We start from the raw sequence: 22,517 nt of genomic DNA, 5'->3' as shown, positions 1-22,517 counted from the left end.
CGCGCGCAGGCCGGGCAAAGCGGCAAAGCGTCATCCCCAGGTGATCAGCAGGATCAGCAGGAAACAGACCGGAACCAGTGCCAGCGCGGGCAGAATCAGCGCCGGGTAACCCCAGAGCATGATGGCGATGGTCCAGAGCGCAACCAGCGTCCCGATCGCGTAGAAGACATTGTCCTCGTCGCCCTCCATGACGTCGCGCAGCATCCAGCCCAGGACCGGGATGCGGAAGACGATCCGCTGCCAGAGCGGACGGGTGTCTGGAATATCGGTGCCGGTGGCGCTGGCCATGTGGAGTACTCCTGGGAAAAGTTGCGTTTCGCATGTGCATTTAGGCGCGCCGCGCGGGCCCGGACATGCGACAGCTCAGCGCGCCAGCGCTGTCAGGAAGCCTTCCAGATCGTCCGTGTGGTGGTGGATATGGGGCGCGGGCTCCGGGGCCTCGGCAACATGGACGGTACGCATGCCCATCGCGTGCGGCATGGCCAGGTTGCGCGGGTCGTCCTCGAAGATTGCGCCCGAGGCAGGATCGAGCCCATCGCGCGCGAAAACCGCTTCGAAGGCCGCGCGCTCGGGCTTGGGCAGATAGCCGGCATCCTCCACGCCGTAGACCGCGTCGAATATCCCGGCCAGCCCACGCGCCGCCAGCACCCGCTCGGCATGCCCGGCCGAGCCGTTGGTATGCACGATGCGCCGGCCCGGCAGCGCGGCAATGCCCGCGCGCAGCGCCGGGGCGGGGGTCAGGTGGCGCAGGTCGATGTCGTGGACTTCGGCCAGGTAGGGCACGGGGTCGATGGTGTGTTCACGCATCAGCCCGGCCAACGTGGTTCCGTGGGTCATCCAGTAATGCCGCCGCAGCCGGTCCGCCTCCACCCGGTCGACACCGAGCCGTTGCATCACGAAATCGGTCATCCGAACCTCGATCTGGTCGAAGAGCCGGGCCGCCGGCGGGTAGAGCGTGTTGTCCAGGTCGAAGACCCAGGCGCGCACATGGCTGAAATCGGCGGGTGTCATGGGCGCAGGGTAGCGGCCGGACGCCGCAGGGGCAATCCGCGGCGGCACTTGCCTGCGCCTGCGCTGCGGGGCTAGGGTGGCGCGGTCAATTTCCCGGAGACCCAGGATGTCCGAGGCCAAACCCGCACAGAAAGATGCCTATGAGCTGATCCTGGAGGCCATCGACGGCGGCCTCTTCAAGCCCGGCGACAGGCTGGTGGAATCGGAGCTGGCGGAACGGTTCCACGTCTCGCGCACCCCGATCCGCGAGGCGCTGCAACGGCTGGAGACCCAGTCGATGCTGACCCGCATGGGCCGCAGCCTGATCGTGGCCTCGCTCGACCACAACCAGTTGGCCGAGCTCTATTCGGTGCGCAACGAACTGGAGGGGCTGGCGGCGAAACTGGCGGCCCAGCACGCCGCGCCGGAGGAGATCCGCGTGCTCTACGACATGATCGAGGGCGACCGCGCGCTGGTCGGCGATCCGACGGCGCTGTCGCGGGCCAACAGGCGCTTCCACAAGCAGATCCACCTGGCCTCCCACAACCGCTACCTGGTCCAGCAACTCGACCTGGTGCACCGCTCCATGGCGCTTCTGGCGACCACGTCTTTGGCGGTGGAGGGGCGCGGAGAGACCGCGCTGGAGGAGCATCTTGCGATCGTGCGCGCGATTGAGGCGCGCGACGGGGACGCGGCCTGCGCGGCGCTCAAGAACCACCTGTCCAAGGCGTTCGAGACCCGGCTGAAGCTCGATGCGGGCGAAGTGAAGCGGGTCTAGAACCTGTAGCGGCCATTTGGGTTCCTCCGCGGTCCGGCCATCGCGCGGCTCGTCTCCAGACTTGCGAATGCAAGCAAGGACCATCGTTACCGCCTCGGTTCAGGTTTTCGGGACATGGCTACAGCGGCGTTCCGGCCCGGCCTTCGCGGCGCCACCTGTCATCGAATGGCCGTGATCCGTCTTGTCCCAGTAGAAGGGCCGTGAGACCAGTTCGTAGAGCGCCTTCCAGGCGGCCAGGGTCGCCAGCGGAAAATAGAAATGCAGCGTCGGAACCCAGGGCCAGAGATGCCGGTGCTCGCGTCCTGCGGTGGCGATCAGCCCGGCCGCAATGATGCTGGCCTCCGACAGCAGGAAGAGGCCGCCCAGCCCCCACATGGCCCAGTCCGGCAGGTTCAGATCGACCGGCGCGGTGCCGGTCAGTGTCCAGAGCCAGAAGGACCACAGGACGGGCGCCGCGGCGAAACCCGCGACCGTGCCCAGGAAGAGCGCCTGCAAGGTCAGGAAACCGGACCAGCCCAGATCGGCGCGCAGCCGGCGCGGGTTGCGCATGTGGGTGGCCCAGGTGATCGCGAAGCCCTTGAGCCAGCGCGAGCGCTGCCGCACCCAGCGCCAGGGATGGCAGGTCGCCTCCTCCCGCGTCACACTGCGGATGAATTCCACCCGGTAGCCGCGGCGCGCGATCCGCATGCCCAGATCGGCGTCCTCTGTCACGTTATGGGCGTCCCAGCCGCCCAGTTCCTCCAGCACGTCGCGGCGCATGAAGAGCGTGGTTCCGCCCAGCGGTACCGGCAGGCCCAGAGATTGCAGGCCGGGCAGGACCAGGCGGAACCAGGCCGCGTATTCCACCGTGAAGCAGCGGGCCAGCCAGTTCTGCCGGCTGTTGTAATAATCCAGTACGCCCTGGACGCAGGCGAGATCCGGCCCGCGCGCATGGAAGCGTTCCACCACGGCGCGGATCTGTCCGGGCTCCGGCGCGTCCTCGGCGTCATAGACCCCGACGATGGTGCCGCGGCAGAAATCCAGCGCGTAGTTCATCGCCCGCGGCTTGGTCTTCAGCCGGGCGTCGGGCACCGCGATTGTGCGCATCCACGGCGGCAGCCCGGCGGCGGCGATGGCGTCGCGGGTCTGGGCGTCCTTCTCCTCGACCACCAGGCAGATATCCAGAAGCTCACGGGGGTAGTCGATCGCGTTCAGCCGGTCCACGAGCCGCGGCAGGACATCGGCCTCCCGGTGGAGCGGCACCAGCACCGAGACGCAGGGCAGCCGGGCGATCGTCGCGGTGCCGTCGCGGCGGCTGCGGAACCCGCCGCCGCGAATGTGACGGGCGCGGGCGGTCAGCGTGCTCAGCGCGCCGGCGAGCCTAAGCACAATCCCGGAAATAAGCGTCAGGACGCAGAGCGCGAGGATCAGGCCAAAAAGGAGGGCGGGGTTCAGTGCCAGAAGCACCGGCAGGACGGAGGCGCAGAGGAGCGGAGCGAGCCGCGAGCGGCCGCGGCAACTGTCGGCGGCGGCGCAGCGCGTTTCGGCGCGCAGCAGCAGCGCGTCGCGGTAGAGCGCCACGATGGCGGCCTCGACCTCTCGCCGGTTGGCGAACACCATGTGAACCGGCCCGGCATCGGCGGGCAGTGAGGCCGCGATGACGGCCATCCGGTCGGGTTCAGCGACCGCCAGCACGAGCCGGCCGGAGAGGTCGCGCCGCCAGGGCACGAAGCCCAGCCGCAGGCATGTCTCGGGCCGGGCGAGGGGCGCCAGTGCGCGTTCCGGTGGAATGGCCCGCAAATCCGGCTGCCGCAGCCCGAACTGGCGCGCCAGCGCGGCGTCGAGCGCCGCCTGCGTGACCATCCCGCGCGCCAGCAGCAACGCGCCCAGCCGCACATTCTCGCGCTTCTGCGCGGCCAGCGCGGTCACCATATCGGCGGGGCTCACGGCGCCTTCCGCCAGTAGCATTTCACCCAGCCGCGTAGGGCGGGTCGGACAGAGGCGGGGCCGGGCGGCCTGCGGAACAAGGGGGCTCTGATAGACTGTCATTTGCGGCCTGGCTGCGGTTGCAATCCGCAACAGGCTGCCGCGCCATGCTTAACAGCAGCTTAACGCGCGATTCATGCCCGGATTTCCGGGGAGCCGGGCGCTCAGCCCGCCGCTTTTGTCTCTATCGCGGAAACAAAGCGCTGGAAGAGGTAGTAACTGTCCTGCGGACCGGGGCTGGCCTCCGGGTGATACTGGACCGAGAAGACCGGCCGCTCCCGCATCCGGATGCCGCAATTGGAGCCATCGAAGAGCGAGACATGGGTCTCGATCACATCGGCGGGCAGGGTCTGGCTGTCCACCGTGAATCCGTGGTTCATCGAGGTGATCTCGACCTTGCCGGTCTCTTTGTCCTTGACCGGGTGGTTGGCCCCGTGATGGCCATGGTTCATCTTGATCGTCCGCGCCCCCAGCGCCAGCGCCAGCATCTGGTGGCCCAGGCAGATGCCGAAAATCGGCAGGTCGGTGCCGTCGAGCAACTCGCGGATCATCGGGACCGCATATTCGCCGGTCGCCGCCGGGTCGCCCGGACCGTTCGACAGGAAGACGCCCTCGGGCTCCAGCGCCATGATGTCTGCCGCGCTGGCCGTGGCCGGCAGGACCGTCACCTCGCAGCCCGCCGAGGCCAGGCATCGCAGGATGTTGCGTTTCGCGCCGTAGTCGATGGCCACGACCCGGCGGCCCGGCGTCTCGCGCCGCTTGTAGCCCTCGGGCCAGGCCCAGCGCATCTCGTCCCAGCGATAGGACTGTGCGCAGGTCACTTCACGGGCGAGGTCGAGCCCTTCGAGCCCCGGAAAGCCGCGGGCCTTGGCCACCAGCGCCCCGATGTCGAACCGGCCTTCGGGGTCGTGCGCGATGGCGACATGCGGCGCGCCTTGCTGGCGGATCGCACGGGTCAGCCGCCGCGTGTCGACGCCGCCCACGCCGATGCGCCCGCGGCGCGCCAGCCAGTCCGGCAGTTCGGCCTCGGCGCGCCAGTTGGAGGCATGCGTCGGGTCCCATTTCACGATCATGCCCGCGGCCACGGGCTCCGCCGTTTCGTCATCCTGGGAATTGGTGCCGGTATTGCCGATATGCGGGAATGTGAAGGTCACGACCTGACCGGCATAGGACGGGTCGGTCATGATCTCCTGATAACCCGTCATGGCGGTGTTGAAGCAGAGTTCCGCGACCGCCTCGCCGGTGGCGCCGAAGCCCTTGCCCTGGAATATCGTCCCGTCCGCCAGCGCGATGCAGGCGGTGGGGCGGCCGGAGGTCCGATTCTGGGGGGCTTCAGGCGACATGGGCGACTCCCGCGCGTAAATCGCCCGGAAGGTACGGGGGGGCGGGCGGGCCGTCAAGGGTCATGAGAAAAACAAAATCCAATAAAATCAATAAATTGCCATTAATCGAAATGGTTGTTTCAAATCCTGGCAATCGGTATGGTCACAGACTTGAACATACTCTTTGGGGATGAAGAGGTGAAAGTACATGCGTGACGACATTATGACCGCTCTGAAGGATGCGATGCGAAGCAAGGATCAGGTGCGGCTGTCCACGCTCCGGCTGATCAACGCCGCCATCAAGGACCGCGACATCGCCACACGCGGAGAGGCGGGGGCGGACGGGGCGGCGCCGGGCGTCAGCGACGAGGAAATCCTCGCCATCCTCAGCCGGATGGTCAAGCAGCGCCAGGAAAGCGCCCGCGCCTACGAGGAAGGCGGGCGGCTCGACCTGGCCGAACAGGAGCGCGCCGAGATCGGCGTGATCGAGGAATTCCTGCCGCGACAGCTCTCCGACGAGGAGGTGGACGCGGCTATCAGCAAGACGATCAAGGCGCTGGATGCGGATTCGATCCGCGACATGGGCCGCGTGATGGCGGCGTTGAAATCCGAATATGCCGGGCAGATGGATTTCGGCGTGGTCGGCCCGAAGGTCAAGGCGCGGCTGGGCTGATCAGGACGCCCCCGGCGTGGCGGTCGCGCGGGCGCGCGCCAGTGCCTCCTCCAACTCGGCATGGAGCGCCGCGCGTTCCTCGGGGCTGAGGAACGCGCCCAGCTCGATCTCGCGGCCGCTGCCCTTGAGGGTGATATAGTTCTCCACCGGCCCACCGGTCGCGTGCAGCGTCAGGCTGGTCCAGTAGGGATTGGCCTGCCATTCCTGCGCCGGCCCGCGCGGATTGTGCCGGGTGACGCGGATCAGCCGGTCCGACAGGACCAGCCGTTCGGTCAGCGCGCCGTCGGCGGTATTGCGGCGGATGAAGTACCACAGGAGCGCGATCGCCCCGAGCAGGAAGGGCAGCATCGCCCAGAGCGCCATCGTCCCCAGAAGCGGGATGAGCGGGATCATCATGAAGCCGAAGCAGAGCCCGATCACCACGACGAACCCCTGCGGGCTGAGCGACCGGTTGGGCCGCAGCAAAACTTCGTAGATCGGCCCGCCCGACGCAGAAGGGGCCCCGGCATCGCCTGCCGGAGCCCCTCGCGTTGTCGTATGCTCCAGCGGCATCAGTGGTGCGCGGGCTTGTCCCACATGTCCTGCGTGGGCAGCGTTTCGAACGTGTGCTCCGGTGGCGGGGTGGACACGGTCCATTCCAGCGTGTCTGCCGACGGGCCCCAGTAATTGTCCGCCGTCTCGCGCTTGCCGGCGAAGATCGTGTAGAACACGATGCCGATGAAGAACACGAAGGAGGCGAAGGACAGGAACGCGCCCCAGGATGAGACCTCGTTCCAGTAGGCGAAGGCTTCCGGATAGTCGATATAGCGGCGCGGCATGCCCTGACGGCCCAGGAAGTGCTGGGGGAAGAAGGTCAGGTTGGCGCCGATGAAGAAGGTCCAGAAGTGCAGCTTGCCGGCCCATTCCGGGTATTGGCGGCCCGACATCTTGCCGATCCAGTAGTAGACCCCCGCGAAGATGCAGAAGACCGCGCCCAGGCTCATCACGTAGTGGAAATGCGCCACCACATAGTAGGTGTCGTGATAGGCGCGGTCCACGCCGGCCTGGCTGAGCACGATGCCCGTCACGCCACCCACGGTGAAGAGGACGAGGAAGCCGAAGGCGAAGAGCATCGGCGTCTTGAATTCCAACGAGCCGCCCCACATCGTTGCGATCCACGAGAAGATCTTGATGCCGGTGGGCACCGCGATGACCATCGTCGCCAGCATGAAATAGGACTGCTGCGTCACGCTCATGCCAACGGTGTACATATGGTGCGCCCAGACGACGAAACCCAACGCGCCGATCGCGATCATCGCCCAGACCATCGGCATGTAGCCGAAGATGGGCTTCTTCGAGAAGGTCGCGATCACGTGGCTGATGATGCCGAAGCCCGGCACGATGATCATGTAGACCTCGGGGTGGCCGAAGAACCACAGCAGGTGCTGGTAGAGGATCGGGTCGCCGCCACCGGCGGGATCGAAGAAGGTGGTGTCGAATTTGCGATCCGTCAGCAGCATGGTGATGGCGCCGGCCAGAACCGGCAGCGACAACAGGATCAGCCAGGCGGTGATGAAGATCGACCAGGCGAAAAGCGGCGTCTTGAAGAGCGTCATGCCCGGCGCGCGCATGTTCAGGAAGGTGGTGATCATGTTGATCGCACCCAGGATCGACGAGGCACCGGAGACGTGGACCGCGAAGATCGCGAAATCCATGGATATCCCGGCCTCGCGTGTGGAAAGTGGCGCGTAGAGCACCCAGCCCACGCCCGAGCCGAGTTGCGAGTTGCCGCCCGGCGCCAGCAGCGAGCAGACCGCCAGCGACGAGCCCGCGACATACATCCAGTAGCTCAGGTTGTTCATCCGCGGGAAGGCCATGTCCGGCGCGCCGATCTGCAACGGCATGAAATAGTTTCCGAAACCGCCGAATAGCGCGGGGATCACCACGAAGAACATCATCAGGATGCCATGTCCGGTGATCAGCACGTTCCACAAATGCCCGTTGGGCGAGCCGTCCTCCAGCGTCATGTACTGGACGCCCGGTTCCATCAACTCCAGCCGCATGTAGACCGTGAAGGCCACCGAGATGAAGCCCAGAAGACCGGCGGTGAAGAGGTAAAGGATGCCGATATCCTTGTGGTTCGTCGACATGAACCAGCGCGTGAAGAATCCTTTCGGCGCTTGGTCGTCATGTGAATGCATGGCAGCGTCGGCCATCATGATCTCCCGTTCACTTGGTCTGCTCCGGCGCGGGCCAGCGGCGCGCACGCGAATGTTATTGTCGCTCCGTTTTAGAGCGCGCGCCGGGGCAGGGCAATCGCGGATCGGACCGCCGGGCGGGAAAAATTGACACAGGTCAAATCGCGCATTCTGCCGCACCCGGTCCAGGATTGGCGCGGGATTTCAGGGGGTCAGCGCGGCGCGACCCCGAATACCCTCTCGAAATCCTGCCGCAGCGCCACGTCCAGGTCGGCCATTGTCACCGGCAGGCCCAGATCGACCAGGCTGGTGACGCCGTGTTCGCGGATGCCGCAGGGCACGATTCCGCCGAAATGCTCCAGATCGGGCTCCACGTTGATGGCGATACCGTGAAAGGTCACCCAGCGGCGCACCCGCACCCCGATCGCGGCGATCTTGTCTTCGCGCGGCACCCCCGATGCGGTCAGGGGCTGGTCGTCGCGCACCACCCAGACGCCGACTCGCCCCGTGCGTCGCTCTCCCTTGACGTTGAAGGCGTCGAGTGTGCCGATCACCCAGTCCTCCAGTTGCCGGACATAGGCCCGCACATCGCGCCCGCGGCGGTTGAGGTCGAGCAGCGCGTAGGCCACGCGCTGCCCCGGACCGTGATACGTGTATTCGCCGCCGCGCTTGCTGCGATAGACCGGAAACCGGTCCGGATCGATCAGGTCCTCGGGCCGCGCGCTCGTGCCCGCTGTGTAGAGGGGGGGGTGTTCCAGCAGCCAGACGGCCTCCGCCGCCTCGCCGCGCGCGATCGCGTCGGCGCGCGCCTCCATCCAGCCGCAGGCCGCGTCATAGGCGACCGGTTCCTCCGATATGATCCATTCCACCACCGGGCCTCGCCCTCCGGGTTTCCGCGCCGCGGCACGCCCCGCCCCCCAAGGACGTTACCTGCGGTCGGGTTTGTGCTAGTCTGAGTGTCTAGAGAGTGGTTCACCTGTGGGAGGTCAATATGTTTTTTCGCGGATCGGTCGGGGTGCTTGCAGCCGCCGCCATGTTCACGGTTCCCAACGCGCCCGCGCGCGCGGACTTGGCCGACGGGCTTGTCGGCGGGGTCGTAGGCGGCGTCGTGGGCGGCGTCATCGTCAACGAGGCGGCCAAGAATCGGGAGCGCAAGCGCACGACGACCTATCGTTCGACGGCACCCAGCGTCTCTTCGGCCCAGCGCGCCGAGACGCGCCAGGTTCAGACGTCGCTCAACTACTTCGGCTTCGATGCCGGCTATCCGGACGGGTTGGCCGGGCAGCGGACCCGTTCGGCAGTGTCCAACTACCAGGCCTTCATGGGCTATCCCGTTACCGGGTATCTGACGCCCTTCGAGCAGAATTTCCTGGTGACGTCCCACAGCCGCGCGCAGGCCGGGGGCGCCTATACCGCGCAGCGCGTCGCCGCGCATCCGCAAGGCACACGGGGACTGCTGCTGGACTTCCGCGACGAGATGATGGGCGGCAACCAGGCGCAATCCTATGGCGTGCCGCAGACGGTGCCAGCCGCGCGCAGCCAGGAGGAACCGATGCACGCGCCGCTCGACGAGGCGGCGCTGCAGGCCGATATCGACCATTCCGAACAGGATAGCGGCGCCGCGCTGCCCAATTTCATGGCCGGGCAGGCCACGGCCTCGCTGGCCAGCCATTGCAACAAGGTTAACCTACTGACCAATTCCAACGGCGGTTTCATGACCGTTTCGGCGATGAACGATCCCGGTTTCGCGCTCAACGAGCAATTCTGCCTGGCGCGGACCTATGCCATCGCGCAGGGCGAGGACCTGGTGAAATCGGTCTCCGGCTTCACCCCGGCCCAGATCGAGGCGCAGTGCAATGCCTTCGGCCCGGCGATGCGCGATCACGTCGCCGCCGTGTCGCTGGAGGATGGCGACAAGGTGCAGCGCGACGTGGGCGGGTTCATCCTGAAGTCGGGCATGTCGCCGGCGCAGCTCGGTGCCACGGCCAAGATCTGCCTGGGCGTGGGCTACCGGACGGACGATCTGGAAGTGGCGATGGGCTCTGCGCTGCTCCTGGTCGCGCTGGGTGAGCCTGTCTATGCGGAACTTCTGGGCCATCACCTGTCGCAGGGCATCGGCGCGTCGCGCCGGGCGGACCTGTCCCTTGGCTGGTACGAGAAGGCGGTGAATGCGCTGGAAAGCGGCGCCGAACCGATCTTCGCGCCCAACCAGCCCGACCGCGCGGCACTGCTGCGCCAGGCCGCCTATGGCATCTCCGGCGATCAGCAGGGCAGTGGCCAGAGTGGCGGGGCAAACGCGCTGCCGGTCTTCACGATCACCGAATAGCGGGCCGATTTTCGCCGCGCCGGGCAGGGCCTCCGGCGCGGCGAAACGTGGCCGCGGAAATCCCAATTTACCCCTTCACATCGGACAGGCATGGCGCTAAACACCGCGTCACCCAAGCCGGGACGTGCGGTCGTGGCGGAATTGGTAGACGCGCAGCGTTGAGGTCGCTGTGGGGTAACACCCGTGGAAGTTCGAGTCTTCTCGACCGCACCATATCAGGAACAGCGGGGCACCCGTTCGGGGGCTCATTCCTGCCGGGGCTTGTTCAGGTTGCATTCCTTGTAATCGGACGCGCGGCAATCGCGGGAGAGGTCGTCGGCGGTGGCGATCTCCTTGGCGGTCAGTTCCTCCTCCAGCGCGATGCGCGCCCGGCGCGCGCGGGTGGAGCCGTTGACCTCGGCCAGGCGGAACCACATATGCGCCGCGAGCAGGTCGCGGGGTACGCCCTTGCCCTCTTCCAGGCTCTTGCCCAGATTGTACTGACCCGCGGCATGTCCCTGCCGGGCGGCGCGTTCGTACCAGCGCGCGGCCTCGGCATCGTTGGCCGGCACGCCGTGGCCGTAGGAATACATGACGCCAAGGTTGTTCTGTGCCGCCGCATGGCCGTTCTCGGCGGCACGCAGCGACCATTTCGCCGCTTCCTCGTAATTGATCGGCACGCCCAGACCGTTGCGGTAAATCACCCCGAGATTGTGCTGGGCGACCGAGTTTCCGGCCTCCGCCACCGGCCGCCATTTCTTTATCGCGGTCGCGAAATCGCCCTCGGCCGCGGCCTCGGCCCCGGCATCGAAATCGCCAGCCGAAAGGGTACCCCCCGCAAACAGCAGGGTGCCTGTCAAGAACACCGCGATGCATCGTCTCGGAATCATGCCTGACCCATGCACCCCCAGCCCAGAGATTCCAACCACCGCAGGGAGCGGTTCCGCGACGGTCGCGATCCAGTATATTACCGCGGCGCCGTGATTTCCATGCATTGGCGGCGCTTCTTCCGCCGCCCGCCTATTTCTCCGGGATCAGCCCGCGCGGGCTGAACCGCAGCACCAGAAGCAGAATCAACCCCATCGTCAGCAACCTCATATGGGCGGCGCTCTCGATCAGATGCGCCCTGAGCGCGCTGTCCTCGGACAGCGGTGCGGTGATCATCTGCATGAGCCAGAGCCCGATCGGCTCCACCTGCACCCAGAGGAACCAGATCACGAAACCGCCCAGCACTGCGCCCAGATTGTTGCCTGAACCGCCGACGATCACCATCACCCAGATCAGGAATGTAAAGCGAAGAGGCTGGTAGGACGTAGGGATGAGCTGGCCGTCGAGCGTCGTCATCATCGCGCCGGCAACGCCGCAGACGGCGCTGCCCAGGATGAAGACCTGGAGATGGCGCGCGGTCACGTCCTTGCCCATCGCCTCGGCCGCGACCTCGTTGTCGCGGATGGCCCGCATCATCCGGCCCCAAGGGCTCTTGAGCGCCAATTGCGCCAGCACCAGCAGCACCACCAGCACAACCGCGAAGAGTATTGAGTACGACAGCTTGATATAGAGCGAGGACGCGGTGACCGGGTCGAGCCCGATGCCCTGCGCCGTGGCGACGAAACCGGCATCGTTCTGCAGGTCGATCTCGTTGGGCACGGGCCGCGGGATGCCGTTGACGTTCTTCACCCCGCGCGACAGCCAGTCCTCGTTCTTCATTACCGCCAGGATGATCTCGGCGATGCCCAGGGTGGCGATCGCCAGGTAGTCGCTGCGTAGCCCCAACGCGGCCTTGCCGATGATCCAGGCCGCGCCCGCCGCCAGCACGCCGCCCATCGGCCAGGCGAAAAGCACCGGCAGACCCAGCCCGCCCAGGTAGCCGGTACCGGCGGGGTTGACTGCTTCCACCGCATCGACGCCCGGATCGAAGACCCAGCGGTAAAGGAAGAACCCACCGACCAGGATGGCCAGCACCGTCGCCCCACGCAGCCGCGATTTCGGCAGGTGCCTCAGCGCCAGCGCCGCGGCCACGATCACCGCGGCGCCGGTCAGCAGCCCCAGCAATACCTGCGCGCCGCCCGCCGCCCAGGCGTCGGTCGTGGGCGGCATGGAGACCAGTACCGTGGCCAGGCCGCCGAGCGCCACGAAGCCCATGACGCCGATATTGAAGAGGCCCGCAAAGCCCCATTGCAGGTTCACCCCCAGCGACATGATCGCCGAGATCAGGCCCATGTTGAAGATCAGCAGCGCCGTGCTCCAGCTCTGCATCTCGCCGGTCAGCACCAGCAGGCAGGCCACCGCCGCGAAGAGCAGAAAGGTCCTCAGATTGCCGATCATACCGATTTCCCCCGGAAGAGGCCCGTCGGGCGGAACAGGAGCACGATCAGCAGGATCACGAAGCTGACCGCGAATTTGTAGTCGGTGCTCAAAAGCTGTACCAGGCCAGAGGGCTCAAGGCTCTCGGGCAGGGAATAGCCCAGCACCTTCTTCCAGGCATAGGTGATCGTCACCTCAGAAAAGGCGATGATGAACCCGCCCGCGATGGCGCCCAGCGGGTTGCCCAGGCCGCCCACGATGGCGCTGGCGAAGACCGGCAGCAGGAGCTGGAAATAGGTGAAGGGCTTGAAGCTCTTGTCGAGCCCATAGAGCACGCCCGCCACCGTGGCCAGTGCCCCCACGATGAGCCAGGTGATCAGCACGACCCGCTCCGGGTCGATGCCGGAGAGCAGCGCCAGATCCTCGTTGTCGGAATAGGCACGCATGGATTTGCCCGTGCGCGTGCGATTGAGAAACCAGAACAGCGCCGCGACCACGATCACCGCGGTGACCACGGTGATACCCTGCGTAGTCTTGAGCGCGAGCCCCTCGTCGAGCCCGGTCATCGCCTGGAAATCGCGCGCGGTGACGATGAAACGCTCGCCATCCGCGAAGCGCTGGTCGCCGGGGCCGATGATGAATCGCACCAGCCCGTTCATAATGAACATCACCCCGATGGAGACGATCACTAGGATCACCGGCTTGGCCTTCTGCGCCCGGTAGAAGCGGTAGACGGCGCGATCCGTCCCGATCAGCAGCAGCACGCAGGCCAGGATGCCGAAGGGCAGGGCCAGAAGCGCGGTGGGCAGCGGCCCGAAGCCGATGCCCATCGACTGGAACCACCAGGTGACGAGGATCGTCGCCATCGTGCCAAAGGCCATCGTGTCGCCATGCGCGAAATTGGAGAATCGCAGGATGCCGTAGATCAGCGTCACCCCCAGTGCCCCCAGCGCCAGTTGCGCGCCATAGGCGATGGCCGGAACCAGCACGAAGTTGGAAAGCGCCACGAGGGCGTTGAGAAGGTCCATCACCTATCCCCCCAGAAAACTGCGCCGCACTTCCGCGTCGGCCAGCAGTTCCTTGCCCGTCCCGGTATGCGCGTTGCGGCCCTGCACCAGCACGTAGCCCTTGTCGGCGATCTCCAGCGCCTGGCGCGCGTTCTGTTCCACCATCAGCACCGGCAGCCCGGTGCGCGCCACCTCGATGATCCGGTCGAAAAGTTCGTCCATCACGATCGGGCTGACACCCGCCGTCGGCTCGTCGAGCATCAGCACCTTGGGCCGGGTCATCAGCGCGCGGCCCACGGCGACCTGCTGGCGCTGCCCGCCGCTCAACTCGCCCGCCGCCTGGCGCCGCTTTTCCCTGAGGATCGGGAACAGGTCGTAGACCTGCGCCATGGTGCCGGAAATGTCGTCCTCGCGGATGAAGGCTCCCATCTCCAGGTTTTCCTCGACGGTCAGAGAGGTGAAGATGTTGTGGTTCTGCGGCACGAAGCCCATCCCCTTCTTGACCCGCGCCTGCGGGCTCAGCCCGGTGATGTCGTCGCCATCGAGCCGCACCTGTCCCTCATGCAGGTCGAGCATCCCGAAGATCGCCTTCATCGCAGTGGACTTGCCCGCGCCGTTGGGCCCCACGATCACCGCGATCTCGCCGCGCTCCACCGCCACGGTGCAGGCGTGCAGGATATCGGGTCCGCGCCCGTAGCCGCCGGTCATGGCGTCGCCGATCAGGAAGGGTTCAGACATGGCGCCCCCCTTCATCTTTCCGCAAATACTCCGGGGGGGCAGCGCCCCCGGAAGCGGGGCGGCTGTCCCGCGCGGCCGCCGCTCCGGATGCTCCGATCATGCGCCGACCATCTCCCTGTTCTTCAGGCCGGTGCCCAGATAGGCCTCGATCACCTGCTCGTTGGCCTTGATCTCCTCCAGCGACCCCTCGGCCAGGACCTTGCCCTCGGCCATGCAGATCACCGGATCGCAGAGCCGGCCGATGAAATCCATGTCGTGTTCTATCACCACGAAAGTGTAGCCGCGTTCGGCGTTGAGCTTCTGGATCGCGTCCCCGATCGTGTTGAGCAGCGTACGGTTCACCCCCGCGCCGACCTCGTCGAGAAACACGATCCGCGCATCGACCATCATCGTGCGCCCCAGCTCCAGCAGTTTCTTTTGCCCGCCCGAGAGGTTTCCCGCCCTCTCGTCGGCCAGGTGGTCGATGGTCAGGAACTCCAGCACCTCCTCGGCCTTGTCCTGCAGCACGCGCTCCTCCTCGGCGATGCGCCTGCGGGCCAGCCAGGTGTTCCAGATCCGCTCGCCCGACTGGCCGCCGGGGACCATCATCAGGTTCTCGCGCACCGTCATCGAGGCGAACTCATGGGCGATCTGGAAGGTCCGCAAGAGCCCTTTGTGAAACAGAGTATGCGGCGGCAGGCCGGTGATGTCCTCGCCCGCCATGGTCACGCGCCCCGAGGTAGGTTTGAGCACCCCCGCGATGACGTTGAAAAGCGTGGTCTTGCCCGCGCCGTTGGGTCCGATCAACCCGGTGATCGTGCCTTCCCGGATGGCCAGGCTGGCACCATCCACGGCATGGAAGCCGCCGAAATGCTTGTGAACGTCCTCGACGACGATCATGCGATTTATCCCCCCAGCCTTTTGCCGGTCTTGTCCTTGGGTCCGGCCCGGCGGTTTGCCGGGCCGAACCTGTCCTTGCCTGCCGTCGATCAGCGGTAGGTGACCGTGGTGACTTTCCCGCCTTCGATGACGATCTCGCGGTAATTGCCCGCAGACTCGCCCGGTCCGATCAACTCGACCGCCGTCGCGCCGACATAGTCGATCTCGCCGCCTTCGGCGAGAATGTCGAGCGCCTTGCCCAACTCGCCCGGCAGGATCTTCTCGCCCGGCTCGTTGGCCACGTCCATGACGTGGGATTTGTAGTCGCCCGGCTCGGCCGATCCCGCGGCCTGCATGGCAAGCATGATCAGCGCCGCGGCGTCATAGGCTTCCGCGGAGAAGGGCGAGCCGGGATCGAACGCTTCGCCCGCCATCTCCTGGAACTTCGCCGCGCCGGCGCTGTCGGTGCCCGGATGCTGACCGGTGGATCCGTCGATCTCGGTGCCGAAGTTATCCTCCAGCTTGCTGCTGATCATGCCGTCGGGGAAATGGAAGGTGTCGAAGGCTCCGGCGTCGAGGGCCGCGCGAACGATGCCGCTGCCACCCTGGTCGACATAGCCCGCGACGACCAGCCGCTCGCCGCCGGCGGCGGCCAGCGCGCCGACCTCGGCCGAGTAGTCGGCCTTGCCGTCCTCATGCGCGGCGTTGATCGTCACGGTGCCGCCGGCTTCCTCGAAGGCCGCAGCGAAGCTGTCGGCGAGTCCCTTGCCATAGTCGTTGTTGGTGTAGGTCACCGCGACCTCGTCGATGCCCTGCTCCATCAGGATGTCGGTCATGATCACGCCCTGGCGTGCGTCGGAGGGCGAGGTTCGGAAGAAGAGGCCGTTATCCTCGGCCGTGCTCAGCGCCGGCGAGGTTGCGGAGGGCGAGATCATCACCACCCCGTTGGGCAACGCGACATTGGACAGGATCGCGCCGGTCACACCGGAGCAGTCGGCCCCCATGATCCCCTTGACGCCTTCCGCGGTGATCAGGCGCTCGGCCGCGGCGGTGGCGGCGCCCGCGTCGATGCAGGTGGAGTCGCCGCGCACCGGCGTGACCGTGGAGCCGTCGAGCAGCTTGCCGCTCTCGGAAACCTCCGACATCGCCAGTTCCGCGCCGCCGGCCATATGGGGCGCCAGCGACTCGAGCGGGCCGGTAAAGCCCAGAATCACGCCAAGCTTGATTTCCTCGGCGCCGGCCGAGCCGGCGATCAAAGCGGTGGCGGCCGTGGCCGCAAGAAGCTTTTTCATCGTATTCTCCCTTGTTTTGCTACGGTTTCGCACTTCCCCGTGGCGCGAAGCGTAGTCGGGAGGAACCGATATGAAAAGCGTGATTTTCGGGGCGCCGGAGGCCGACGCGGCGCAAGCCCGTTCGGCGGCCGTATCAGGTTGCCTTGACCATGCCGAAGCGGCGTTCGCGACCTGCGGCCTCGCGCAGCACCGTGGCGAAAAGCCCGGCGGTGAAATCGGGCCAGCATTCCGGGATGAAGGCGAACTCGGAATAGGCGCTCTGCCAGAGCAGGAAATTCGACAGCCGCTTCTCACCCGAGGTCCGGATGATCAGGTCGGGGTCGGGCAGACCTTGCGTGTAGAGGTTCGCGCCCAGTTCGGCCTCGGTGATGGCATCGGGGTCCAGATCGCCCGCGCGAACCCGTTCGGCCAGCACGCGCACGGCATCGACCAACTCGCTGCGCGCGCCATAGTTGAGCGCGATCTGAAGCGTCAGGTCGCGGCACTGCGCGGTGCGCGCTTCCATCATTGCCATCAGGTTACGCAAATTTCCGGGCAGCCGCTCGCGCTGTCCGATGAAGCGCACGCGCACCCCGGTCGTCTCCAGATCGTCCACTTCGCGCACGACGAAGCGGCGGAAGAGGCTCATCAGCACCCGGACCTCGTGGTCGGGGCGATGCCAGTTTTCGGTCGAGAAGGCATAGATCGTCAGGATCTTCACCCCCAGCGAGGGCGCGGCGCGGACGATCTCGCGCACCCGTTCCACGCCGCGGTGATGGCCGTGGGTGCGCGGCAGCCCGCGTTCGGCGGCCCAGCGCCCGTTGCCGTCCATGACGATGGCCACATGTTCGGGGCAGTTCGGAATCTTCATGTACTCGATGTGCTCGCTCATACCAATCGCCGGTCTTTTTCCCGACGCTCTCCACTCAAAAGACCCTGAAAGTCAGGGATGCCTGCAATTGCCCGGTGCCGGAATTCAACGGCCCGGAGGGGCCGCCGGTGCCCGGCGATGGTTCCTATAAACCGAACAAGATGGGAAAATCATGTCATAAATTTGAATCGGCCGCGGCCCGGCCGTGCATCGGCCGATTGACGCGCGGAGATGTTGCAGATTTGCGCCAGTCGGGTTGCCTCCGGGCTCAGCGGCGGCTCCGCGAGCCCTGCCGCAAGCGCGTGCGCAGCGCTTCGGCCGCCAGCCCGGCGACAAGTCCCGCCAGCGGCCCGATCGCGGCCGTGGCCAGGGCCGTCGCGGCGATAACCGGCCGGCAATCGGGGCGGGCGTCGAAGATCCGCCGCCCCAGAACGAGATCGGCCGCGGCATAGGCCAGCAGGGCACCCACGACCGGCAGCGGGATCGCCGCCAGCCAGCGTACGGCGTCCGCTCCGGCCAGGGCCGCGCCCCCGCAGCAGGCGGCCAGGATGAGCGGCGCGCCGGTCCCGCGGGCGCCGAAGCGATGATGCGCGGCGATGCCGCCGGCGCCGTGGCACATCGGCAGGGCCCCGAGCGGCGCCAGCAACAGGTTGAGCGCGCCGCTCGTCGCCGCGAGGCGCCGTTCGCTGATCCGCGCCGCTTCGCCGGGGAAGAGCGACCGCGCCACCGCGGCGGCCACCACCACGGCGTTGACCAAGGTCAGGGGGAGCTGCGCCAGCACGCCCGAGAGCACCGCCGCCCCCGCAACCGGGCCGGTCTTCTGCACTATCTCCGGCAGGTCGGGTGAACCGCCCAGAACCGGACCCAGCAGCACCGCGCCGCCGACTGCCAGCAGTGCCCAGGGGCCGCGTGGAAAGACCAGCGCCAGGCCCAGAACGGCCAGCGCGGGCAGGGCCAGGAGCCAGTCCGCCGCGATCATGCCCGCCGCCGCCATGCCCAGGATCAGCCCCAGCCCGGCCTGTAATCCGGCGACCACCGATTGCGGAATGGCGCGCGCCGCGCGGTTCAGTGCCGGGCTTGCCGCCAGCGCAAGCAGCACCGCGCCGATGACGGCGCCCGCCCAGGCGGTTTCCGCGGCAGAGAGGCCGCCCGCCAGGATCACCGCGCCCAGCGCCTTCATCGGCTGCACGGCGACGGGTACGCGGTAGACCAGCGCGACCAGAAGGTACCCGGCCGCGAATCCCAGGAAGACCGGCGCGGGCGCGAGCAGCCCGCCGCCCACCGCCGCCACGACGTAGGGCAGCCAGGTGCCCAGATCCCCGCAGGCGCCTGAGATCTCGCTGATGGCGCGCCGCAGCCACATGCCGGGGCGTCCTTTATGATGCGGTGCCGGATCCATCGGTTTCGGTCTGCCGCCTTCCCGCCTTCTTGCTTGCCGCGAAGCCTAGCGCCGCCCGCTGGATCGGGAAAGCCTGCTTGCGTCCTTCCACCCCGGAAAAAAGGCGCGCATCCAGCGGCGGCGAATGGGGTGGATTTCGCTGCGTTCTGGTGTATTTATTCCCATAGATCGGAGGAAATGCAAGAATGGACGGCTTTGGAGCAATCCTGGCGGACGCGATCGGGCTGATCCTGTCCGGCGATCCCGACCTGGCCGAGATCATCGGACTGTCGCTGCGTGTGACGCTGAGCGCGGTCGCGCTGGCCTGTGCCATCGGCCTGCCGCTCGGCGCGGTCGTGGGCGCGTTCCGCTTTCCCGGCCGCACGGTATTGACGGTGGTGCTCAACGCGCTGATGGGCCTGCCCCCGGTCGTCGTCGGGCTGATGGTCTACCTGATGCTCTCGGCCTCCGGGCCGCTGGGCGTGCTCGGGCTGCTCTATACCCCGACGGCGATGATCATCGCGCAGACGATCCTGGTCACGCCGATCGTGGCGGCGCTGACCAAGCAGGTGGTCGAAGACATGCACGCCGAATATGCCGAGCAGTTCGTCTCGCTCGGTGTCGGGCCGGCCGGGCGAGTCATGGCGCTGCTCTGGGATGCGCGCTACAGCCTGCTGACCGTGGCGCTGGCCGGATTCGGGCGCGCGGTGGCCGAGGTGGGCGCGGTCATCATCGTGGGCGGCAACATCAACCATGTCACCCGCGTCATGACCACGACCATCGCGCTGGAGACCTCCAAGGGTAATCTGCAACTGGCGTTGGCGCTGGGCGTGGTGCTGCTGTCCATCGCGCTTACCGTCAATGCGGCGGTCATGGCGTTGCGCGCCTCGGCGGTGAGGGCGGCCTATGCATGACGTGGCGCTCGAACTGATCGACGACAGCGGGCAGACCCGGCCGGCGGATTCGCGCGCGGGCACGATCCTCGAAGCGCGCGGCCTTTCTTTCGATGCCGGCGGGCAACGGCTGATCGACGATGTGACCTTGCCGATCCGTCAGGGCCGGCGCACTGTCCTGCTGGGACCGAACGGGGCGGGCAAGAGCCTGCTGCTGCGCCTGCTGCACGGGCTGATCGCGCCGTCGGAGGGCGCGGTCCTGTGGCGGGGGCGGCCGCTTGACCGGACGGCGCGGCGTGCTCAGGCGATGGTCTTTCAGCGTCCGGTTCTGCTGCGCCGGTCGGTGCTGGCGAATATACGCTTCGCGCTGGGAGCGCGCGGGATGCGCGGCGCCGAGCGCCGCGCCCGCGCCGCCGAGGCGCTGGAGACCGCGCGCCTGACCGATCTGGCGCGTCGCCCGGCGCGGGTGCTTTCCGGCGGCGAGCAGCAGCGCCTGGCGCTGGTGCGCGCGCTCGCCTGCGAGCCTGAAATCCTGCTGCTGGACGAACCCACGTCGAGCCTCGATCCGGCCTCCACCCACGCTATCGAGGATCTCATCAACGCCGCCAATGCCCGCGGTGTCAGCGTACTGCTTATCACCCATGACCTTGGCCAGGCCCGCCGGATGGGCGACGATCTGGTCTTTCTGCATGGCGGGCGCGTGGCCGAGACCGGCGATCTGCGGCAGTGCCTCCGGACCCCGCAGTCCGAGCCGCTTCGCGCGTGGCTCGACGGACGGCTCCACTTTGACCAAGCCACTTCGTAAATAGTCTGACAGTAAAGGGAGTTTAACGATGATCAGACGCGCATTCCTTGGCCTTGCGGCGACGACGGTTCTGGCGCTGGGACTCAGTGGCCCTGCGGCTGCCCAGGACAGCTACATCGTCGTGCAATCCACGACCTCGACCCAGAATTCGGGCCTCTTCGACCATATCCTGCCGATGTTCCGCGACGAGACCGGCATCGAGGTGCGCGTGGTCGCGGTGGGCACCGGACAGGCGATCAAGAATGCCGCGAATGGCGATGGCGACGTGCTCTTCGTCCACGCCAAGCCGGCCGAGGAGAAGTTCGTCGCCGAAGGTCACGGGGTCAGCCGCGCGGACGTGATGTATAACGACTTCGTCATCGTCGGCCCGCCCGCCGATCCCGCCGGGGTCGCGGGCATGAGCGATGTTGTCGCGTCGCTCACCAAGATCGCCGAGGCCGAAGCCCCCTTTGCTTCGCGCGGCGACGACAGCGGCACCAACAAGGCGGAGTTGCGGCTGTGGAAGGAGGCCGGGATCGACGCCGCGGCCTCATCGGGTTCGTGGTACCGCGAGACCGGCTCGGGCATGGGCGCGACGCTCAACGCGGGCACGGCCATGGGCGCCTATATCATGACGGATCGCGCCACGTGGATCGCCTTCGGCAACAAGGGCGAATACGAGATCGCGGTCGAAGGCGATCCGAAGATGTTCAACCAGTACGGCATCATCCTCGTGAACCCGGAGAAGCACCCGAACGTGAAGGCCGATCTTGGCCAGCAGTTCATCGACTGGGTGCTGTCGGATGCGGGTCAGGCGGCCATCGCCGGCTACGAGGTGGACGGCCAGCAGCTCTTCTTTCCCAACGCCGGGGAGTGACCGAAGGGGCGGCGCGCCTGGCTCAGGGCGTGAGCCAGCGCACCGCGCCCGAAGGCGCGAGATCGTAGCCGCCCATCGCATCCGCCTTCTCGCGCAGTGCGTCGGTGGCGCAGAAGGCCAGAAGGCGCTGCACCGGATCGGTGAAATAGGCGCGCCGGTCGATCAGCAGGTCGAAGCATTCGCGGGTCAGAGGCAGGAATTCCAGGTGGAAGCGGCGCGCCATCGCCTCGATGCCCAGCGCCGCATCGGCTTCGCCCGCGGCCACGGCGGCGGCCGCATCGCTTTCGGTGCGCGCCAGCCCGCCGCAGGGGGCCAGGTCGTCCTGGGTCAGGCCCGCGCCGTCCAGAAGCCGCTCGCAGAGCGCCGCCGCGCCCGCGCCGGGCTGGCGCATCACCATGCGCCGCCCCCGCAGATCGCCGATCCCGCCGATCTCGCCGCGCAACGCCGGGGCCAGGAGCAGCCCGCGCGACCGCTCGGCCCAGCCGATCAGCACGCAGTCGCGCAGCCCGCGCGCCGCCACCGTCTGGACGTTCCAGCCGTCCGGCTCGGGCAGGTGCAGGCCGCAGAGCGCCGCGTCCCCCCCGGCGAAGCGCTCCAGCCCGTCGCGGCTGCCGTCGAAAAGCGTCGCCAGCCCGCAGCCGGACTCGCGCACCGCCCAGTCGAGCAGCGGATCATGCGAGCCCGCCAGCACCGCAGGACGGTCCCGCGCCGGGTCGGGGCCGTCGATCCAGGCCATGATCTCGTCGCGCGGGAAAAGCAGCTTGCCGGTGATGCGGCGATGCGGGATCTCCCCGGCGGCGGCAAGGTCGTAGACCTTCCGTTCCTTCACGCGCAGCATGTCCGCCACCTCGCGGGTGGTCAGATAGCTGGGGGCGTCGTCCTGCATGTCCTGGGCCATAAACCTGCGCCGTGATCGCTGTTCCCCGGAGGATGTGCGCATTCCGGTCCGGACTCAAGGTCGGGTATTCCGGGAAAGACGGGTATTGACGATGGGAGAACGGATATTGCGAGAGCTTAACGGGCGAATGCGAGGCGAACTGCCGAACGGCGACAGCTTCTTCTCTCTGCTCGAGGCCCAAATCCTGATCGAACAATGGCGGGGGCACTACGATACGAGACGACCCCACAGTGCCTTGGGTTACCGCCCACCGGCCCCGAAAGCCATCCGTCCGATGGACCAGAGGCCGATCATGCACTAACAGGCTGCTGAAGAAGTTGGTCTTGAAGAACGCTTTTCCTGTTGTGACGGTTTGAAGGCGGAGCTCGCGGGGCTGCGAACGTGGGACTGGGGTCGCTCTGTTTGTCAGGCCGCCAGGAGTTTTGGCA

Annotated in this window: 22 protein-coding genes, 1 tRNA gene and 1 pseudogene; 8 read left to right on the top strand and 16 right to left on the bottom strand. The window is 67.1% G+C overall.

Translation table 11 applies throughout. The features are described 5' to 3' along the window. Positions 1 to 30: 30 nt before the first annotated feature. Positions 31 to 288: a hypothetical protein gene (locus DDZ14_RS03045; protein ID WP_109423474.1), complete on the bottom strand. Its 258-nt coding sequence runs from the start codon at positions 286 to 288 to the stop codon at positions 31 to 33. A gap of 75 nt (positions 289 to 363) precedes the next feature. Continuing rightward, positions 364 to 1,011 carry a pyrimidine 5'-nucleotidase gene (locus tag DDZ14_RS03040; protein WP_109423473.1) on the bottom strand — a complete coding sequence of 216 codons (648 nt, stop codon included), beginning with the start codon at positions 1,009 to 1,011 and terminating at the stop codon, positions 364 to 366. 106 nt (positions 1,012 to 1,117) lie between these two features. Between DDZ14_RS03040 and DDZ14_RS03035 the strand changes: the two genes are divergently transcribed. Beyond that, positions 1,118 to 1,768, top strand: a complete 651-nt coding sequence (locus DDZ14_RS03035; protein WP_109423472.1) for a GntR family transcriptional regulator — start codon at positions 1,118 to 1,120, stop codon at positions 1,766 to 1,768. Between the two features lie 99 nt (positions 1,769 to 1,867). Here DDZ14_RS03035 and DDZ14_RS03030 read toward each other — a convergent pair whose 3' ends face one another. Next, positions 1,868 to 3,694 (bottom strand): glycosyltransferase, encoded by a 1,827-nt coding sequence (locus DDZ14_RS03030; RefSeq protein ID WP_158275450.1) that lies wholly within the window; start codon positions 3,692 to 3,694, stop codon positions 1,868 to 1,870. A gap of 203 nt (positions 3,695 to 3,897) precedes the next feature. Continuing rightward, complete coding sequence (gene carA, locus DDZ14_RS03025; protein WP_109423470.1) at positions 3,898 to 5,076, bottom strand: glutamine-hydrolyzing carbamoyl-phosphate synthase small subunit; 1,179 nt, start codon at positions 5,074 to 5,076, stop codon at positions 3,898 to 3,900. 187 nt (positions 5,077 to 5,263) lie between these two features. Here carA and DDZ14_RS03020 point away from each other — a divergent pair, with 187 nt between their 5' ends. Next, positions 5,264 to 5,728: a GatB/YqeY domain-containing protein gene (locus tag DDZ14_RS03020; protein WP_109423469.1), complete on the top strand. Its 465-nt coding sequence runs from the start codon at positions 5,264 to 5,266 to the stop codon at positions 5,726 to 5,728. Here the strand turns inward: DDZ14_RS03020 and DDZ14_RS03015 are convergent, their stop codons facing one another. The 3 genes from DDZ14_RS03015 to lipB form a co-directional block, all read right to left on the bottom strand. Beyond that, positions 5,729 to 6,193 (bottom strand): DUF2244 domain-containing protein, encoded by a 465-nt coding sequence (locus DDZ14_RS03015; RefSeq protein WP_233252452.1) that lies wholly within the window; start codon positions 6,191 to 6,193, stop codon positions 5,729 to 5,731. It lies immediately after the preceding gene. An 86-nt stretch (positions 6,194 to 6,279) separates the two neighbouring features. Further along, complete coding sequence (locus DDZ14_RS03010; RefSeq protein ID WP_109423467.1) at positions 6,280 to 7,923, bottom strand: cytochrome c oxidase subunit 1; 1,644 nt, start codon at positions 7,921 to 7,923, stop codon at positions 6,280 to 6,282. Between the two features lie 194 nt (positions 7,924 to 8,117). Continuing rightward, positions 8,118 to 8,777 carry a lipoyl(octanoyl) transferase LipB gene (gene lipB / locus DDZ14_RS03005; protein ID WP_109423466.1) on the bottom strand — a complete coding sequence of 220 codons (660 nt, stop codon included), beginning with the start codon at positions 8,775 to 8,777 and terminating at the stop codon, positions 8,118 to 8,120. Between the two features lie 119 nt (positions 8,778 to 8,896). On the opposite strand from lipB, the gene DDZ14_RS03000 reads away from it, so the two are divergent. Next, positions 8,897 to 10,231: a peptidoglycan-binding domain-containing protein gene (locus DDZ14_RS03000; RefSeq protein WP_109423465.1), complete on the top strand. Its 1,335-nt coding sequence runs from the start codon at positions 8,897 to 8,899 to the stop codon at positions 10,229 to 10,231. A 126-nt stretch (positions 10,232 to 10,357) separates the two neighbouring features. After that, positions 10,358 to 10,444 (top strand) — tRNA-Leu (locus DDZ14_RS02995). 32 nt (positions 10,445 to 10,476) lie between these two features. Here DDZ14_RS02995 and DDZ14_RS02990 read toward each other — a convergent pair. The 8 genes from DDZ14_RS02990 to DDZ14_RS02955 form a co-directional block, all read right to left on the bottom strand. Then, positions 10,477 to 11,070, bottom strand: coding sequence for a tetratricopeptide repeat protein (locus DDZ14_RS02990; RefSeq protein ID WP_199221274.1), 594 nt, complete (start codon positions 11,068 to 11,070; stop codon positions 10,477 to 10,479). Positions 11,071 to 11,230: 160 nt separating this feature from the next. Then, entirely contained in the window at positions 11,231 to 12,535 is a 1,305-nt protein-coding gene (locus tag DDZ14_RS02985) for a branched-chain amino acid ABC transporter permease (protein WP_109423464.1), read from the bottom strand. Further along, entirely contained in the window at positions 12,532 to 13,542 is a 1,011-nt protein-coding gene (locus DDZ14_RS02980) for a branched-chain amino acid ABC transporter permease (RefSeq protein ID WP_109423463.1), read from the bottom strand. Before DDZ14_RS02980 ends, DDZ14_RS02985 begins: the two co-directional genes overlap by 4 nt. Positions 13,543 to 13,545: 3 nt before the next feature. After that, positions 13,546 to 14,259 (bottom strand): ABC transporter ATP-binding protein, encoded by a 714-nt coding sequence (locus tag DDZ14_RS02975; RefSeq protein ID WP_109423682.1) that lies wholly within the window; start codon positions 14,257 to 14,259, stop codon positions 13,546 to 13,548. Positions 14,260 to 14,355: 96 nt separating this feature from the next. Next, the gene (locus tag DDZ14_RS02970) at positions 14,356 to 15,138 is read right to left on the bottom strand and encodes an ABC transporter ATP-binding protein (RefSeq protein ID WP_109423462.1); all 783 of its coding nucleotides are present in this window, start codon (positions 15,136 to 15,138) and stop codon (positions 14,356 to 14,358) included. Positions 15,139 to 15,227: 89 nt separating this feature from the next. After that, entirely contained in the window at positions 15,228 to 16,409 is a 1,182-nt protein-coding gene (locus DDZ14_RS02965) for an ABC transporter substrate-binding protein (protein WP_109423461.1), read from the bottom strand. A gap of 133 nt (positions 16,410 to 16,542) precedes the next feature. After that, complete coding sequence (locus tag DDZ14_RS02960; RefSeq protein ID WP_109423460.1) at positions 16,543 to 17,280, bottom strand: isoprenyl transferase; 738 nt, start codon at positions 17,278 to 17,280, stop codon at positions 16,543 to 16,545. 247 nt (positions 17,281 to 17,527) lie between these two features. Beyond that, a complete protein-coding gene (locus tag DDZ14_RS02955; RefSeq protein WP_158275449.1) occupies positions 17,528 to 18,622 on the bottom strand; it encodes a putative sulfate/molybdate transporter in 1,095 nt (364 codons plus the stop codon). 221 nt (positions 18,623 to 18,843) lie between these two features. Here DDZ14_RS02955 and DDZ14_RS02950 point away from each other — a divergent pair, with 221 nt between their 5' ends. From DDZ14_RS02950 to DDZ14_RS02940, 3 genes are read left to right on the top strand one after another with little or no spacing between them, the layout of a single operon-like run. Next, complete coding sequence (locus DDZ14_RS02950; RefSeq protein WP_109423458.1) at positions 18,844 to 19,551, top strand: ABC transporter permease; 708 nt, start codon at positions 18,844 to 18,846, stop codon at positions 19,549 to 19,551. Further along, complete coding sequence (locus tag DDZ14_RS02945; protein ID WP_109423457.1) at positions 19,544 to 20,335, top strand: ATP-binding cassette domain-containing protein; 792 nt, start codon at positions 19,544 to 19,546, stop codon at positions 20,333 to 20,335. The genes DDZ14_RS02950 and DDZ14_RS02945 overlap by 8 nt, the downstream gene beginning before the upstream one ends. 28 nt (positions 20,336 to 20,363) lie before the next feature. Beyond that, the gene (locus DDZ14_RS02940) at positions 20,364 to 21,191 is read left to right on the top strand and encodes a substrate-binding domain-containing protein (protein ID WP_109423456.1); all 828 of its coding nucleotides are present in this window, start codon (positions 20,364 to 20,366) and stop codon (positions 21,189 to 21,191) included. A 22-nt stretch (positions 21,192 to 21,213) separates the two neighbouring features. Here DDZ14_RS02940 and DDZ14_RS02935 read toward each other — a convergent pair whose 3' ends face one another. Beyond that, positions 21,214 to 22,089 carry a helix-turn-helix transcriptional regulator gene (locus DDZ14_RS02935; protein ID WP_233252451.1) on the bottom strand — a complete coding sequence of 292 codons (876 nt, stop codon included), beginning with the start codon at positions 22,087 to 22,089 and terminating at the stop codon, positions 21,214 to 21,216. A 92-nt stretch (positions 22,090 to 22,181) separates the two neighbouring features. Between DDZ14_RS02935 and DDZ14_RS02930 the strand changes: the two are divergent. Further along, positions 22,182 to 22,390: pseudogene (locus DDZ14_RS02930) on the top strand (transposase); the annotation flags it as partial. Positions 22,391 to 22,517 lie beyond the last annotated feature (127 nt).

Origin of the sequence: Maritimibacter sp. 55A14 (assembly GCF_003122205.1) — a bacterium.
Taxonomy (GTDB): Bacteria; Pseudomonadota; Alphaproteobacteria; order Rhodobacterales; family Rhodobacteraceae; genus QEYE01.
Note: the sequence above shows the minus strand (reverse complement) of the source record. Positions and strands in the feature narration are given on the sequence as shown.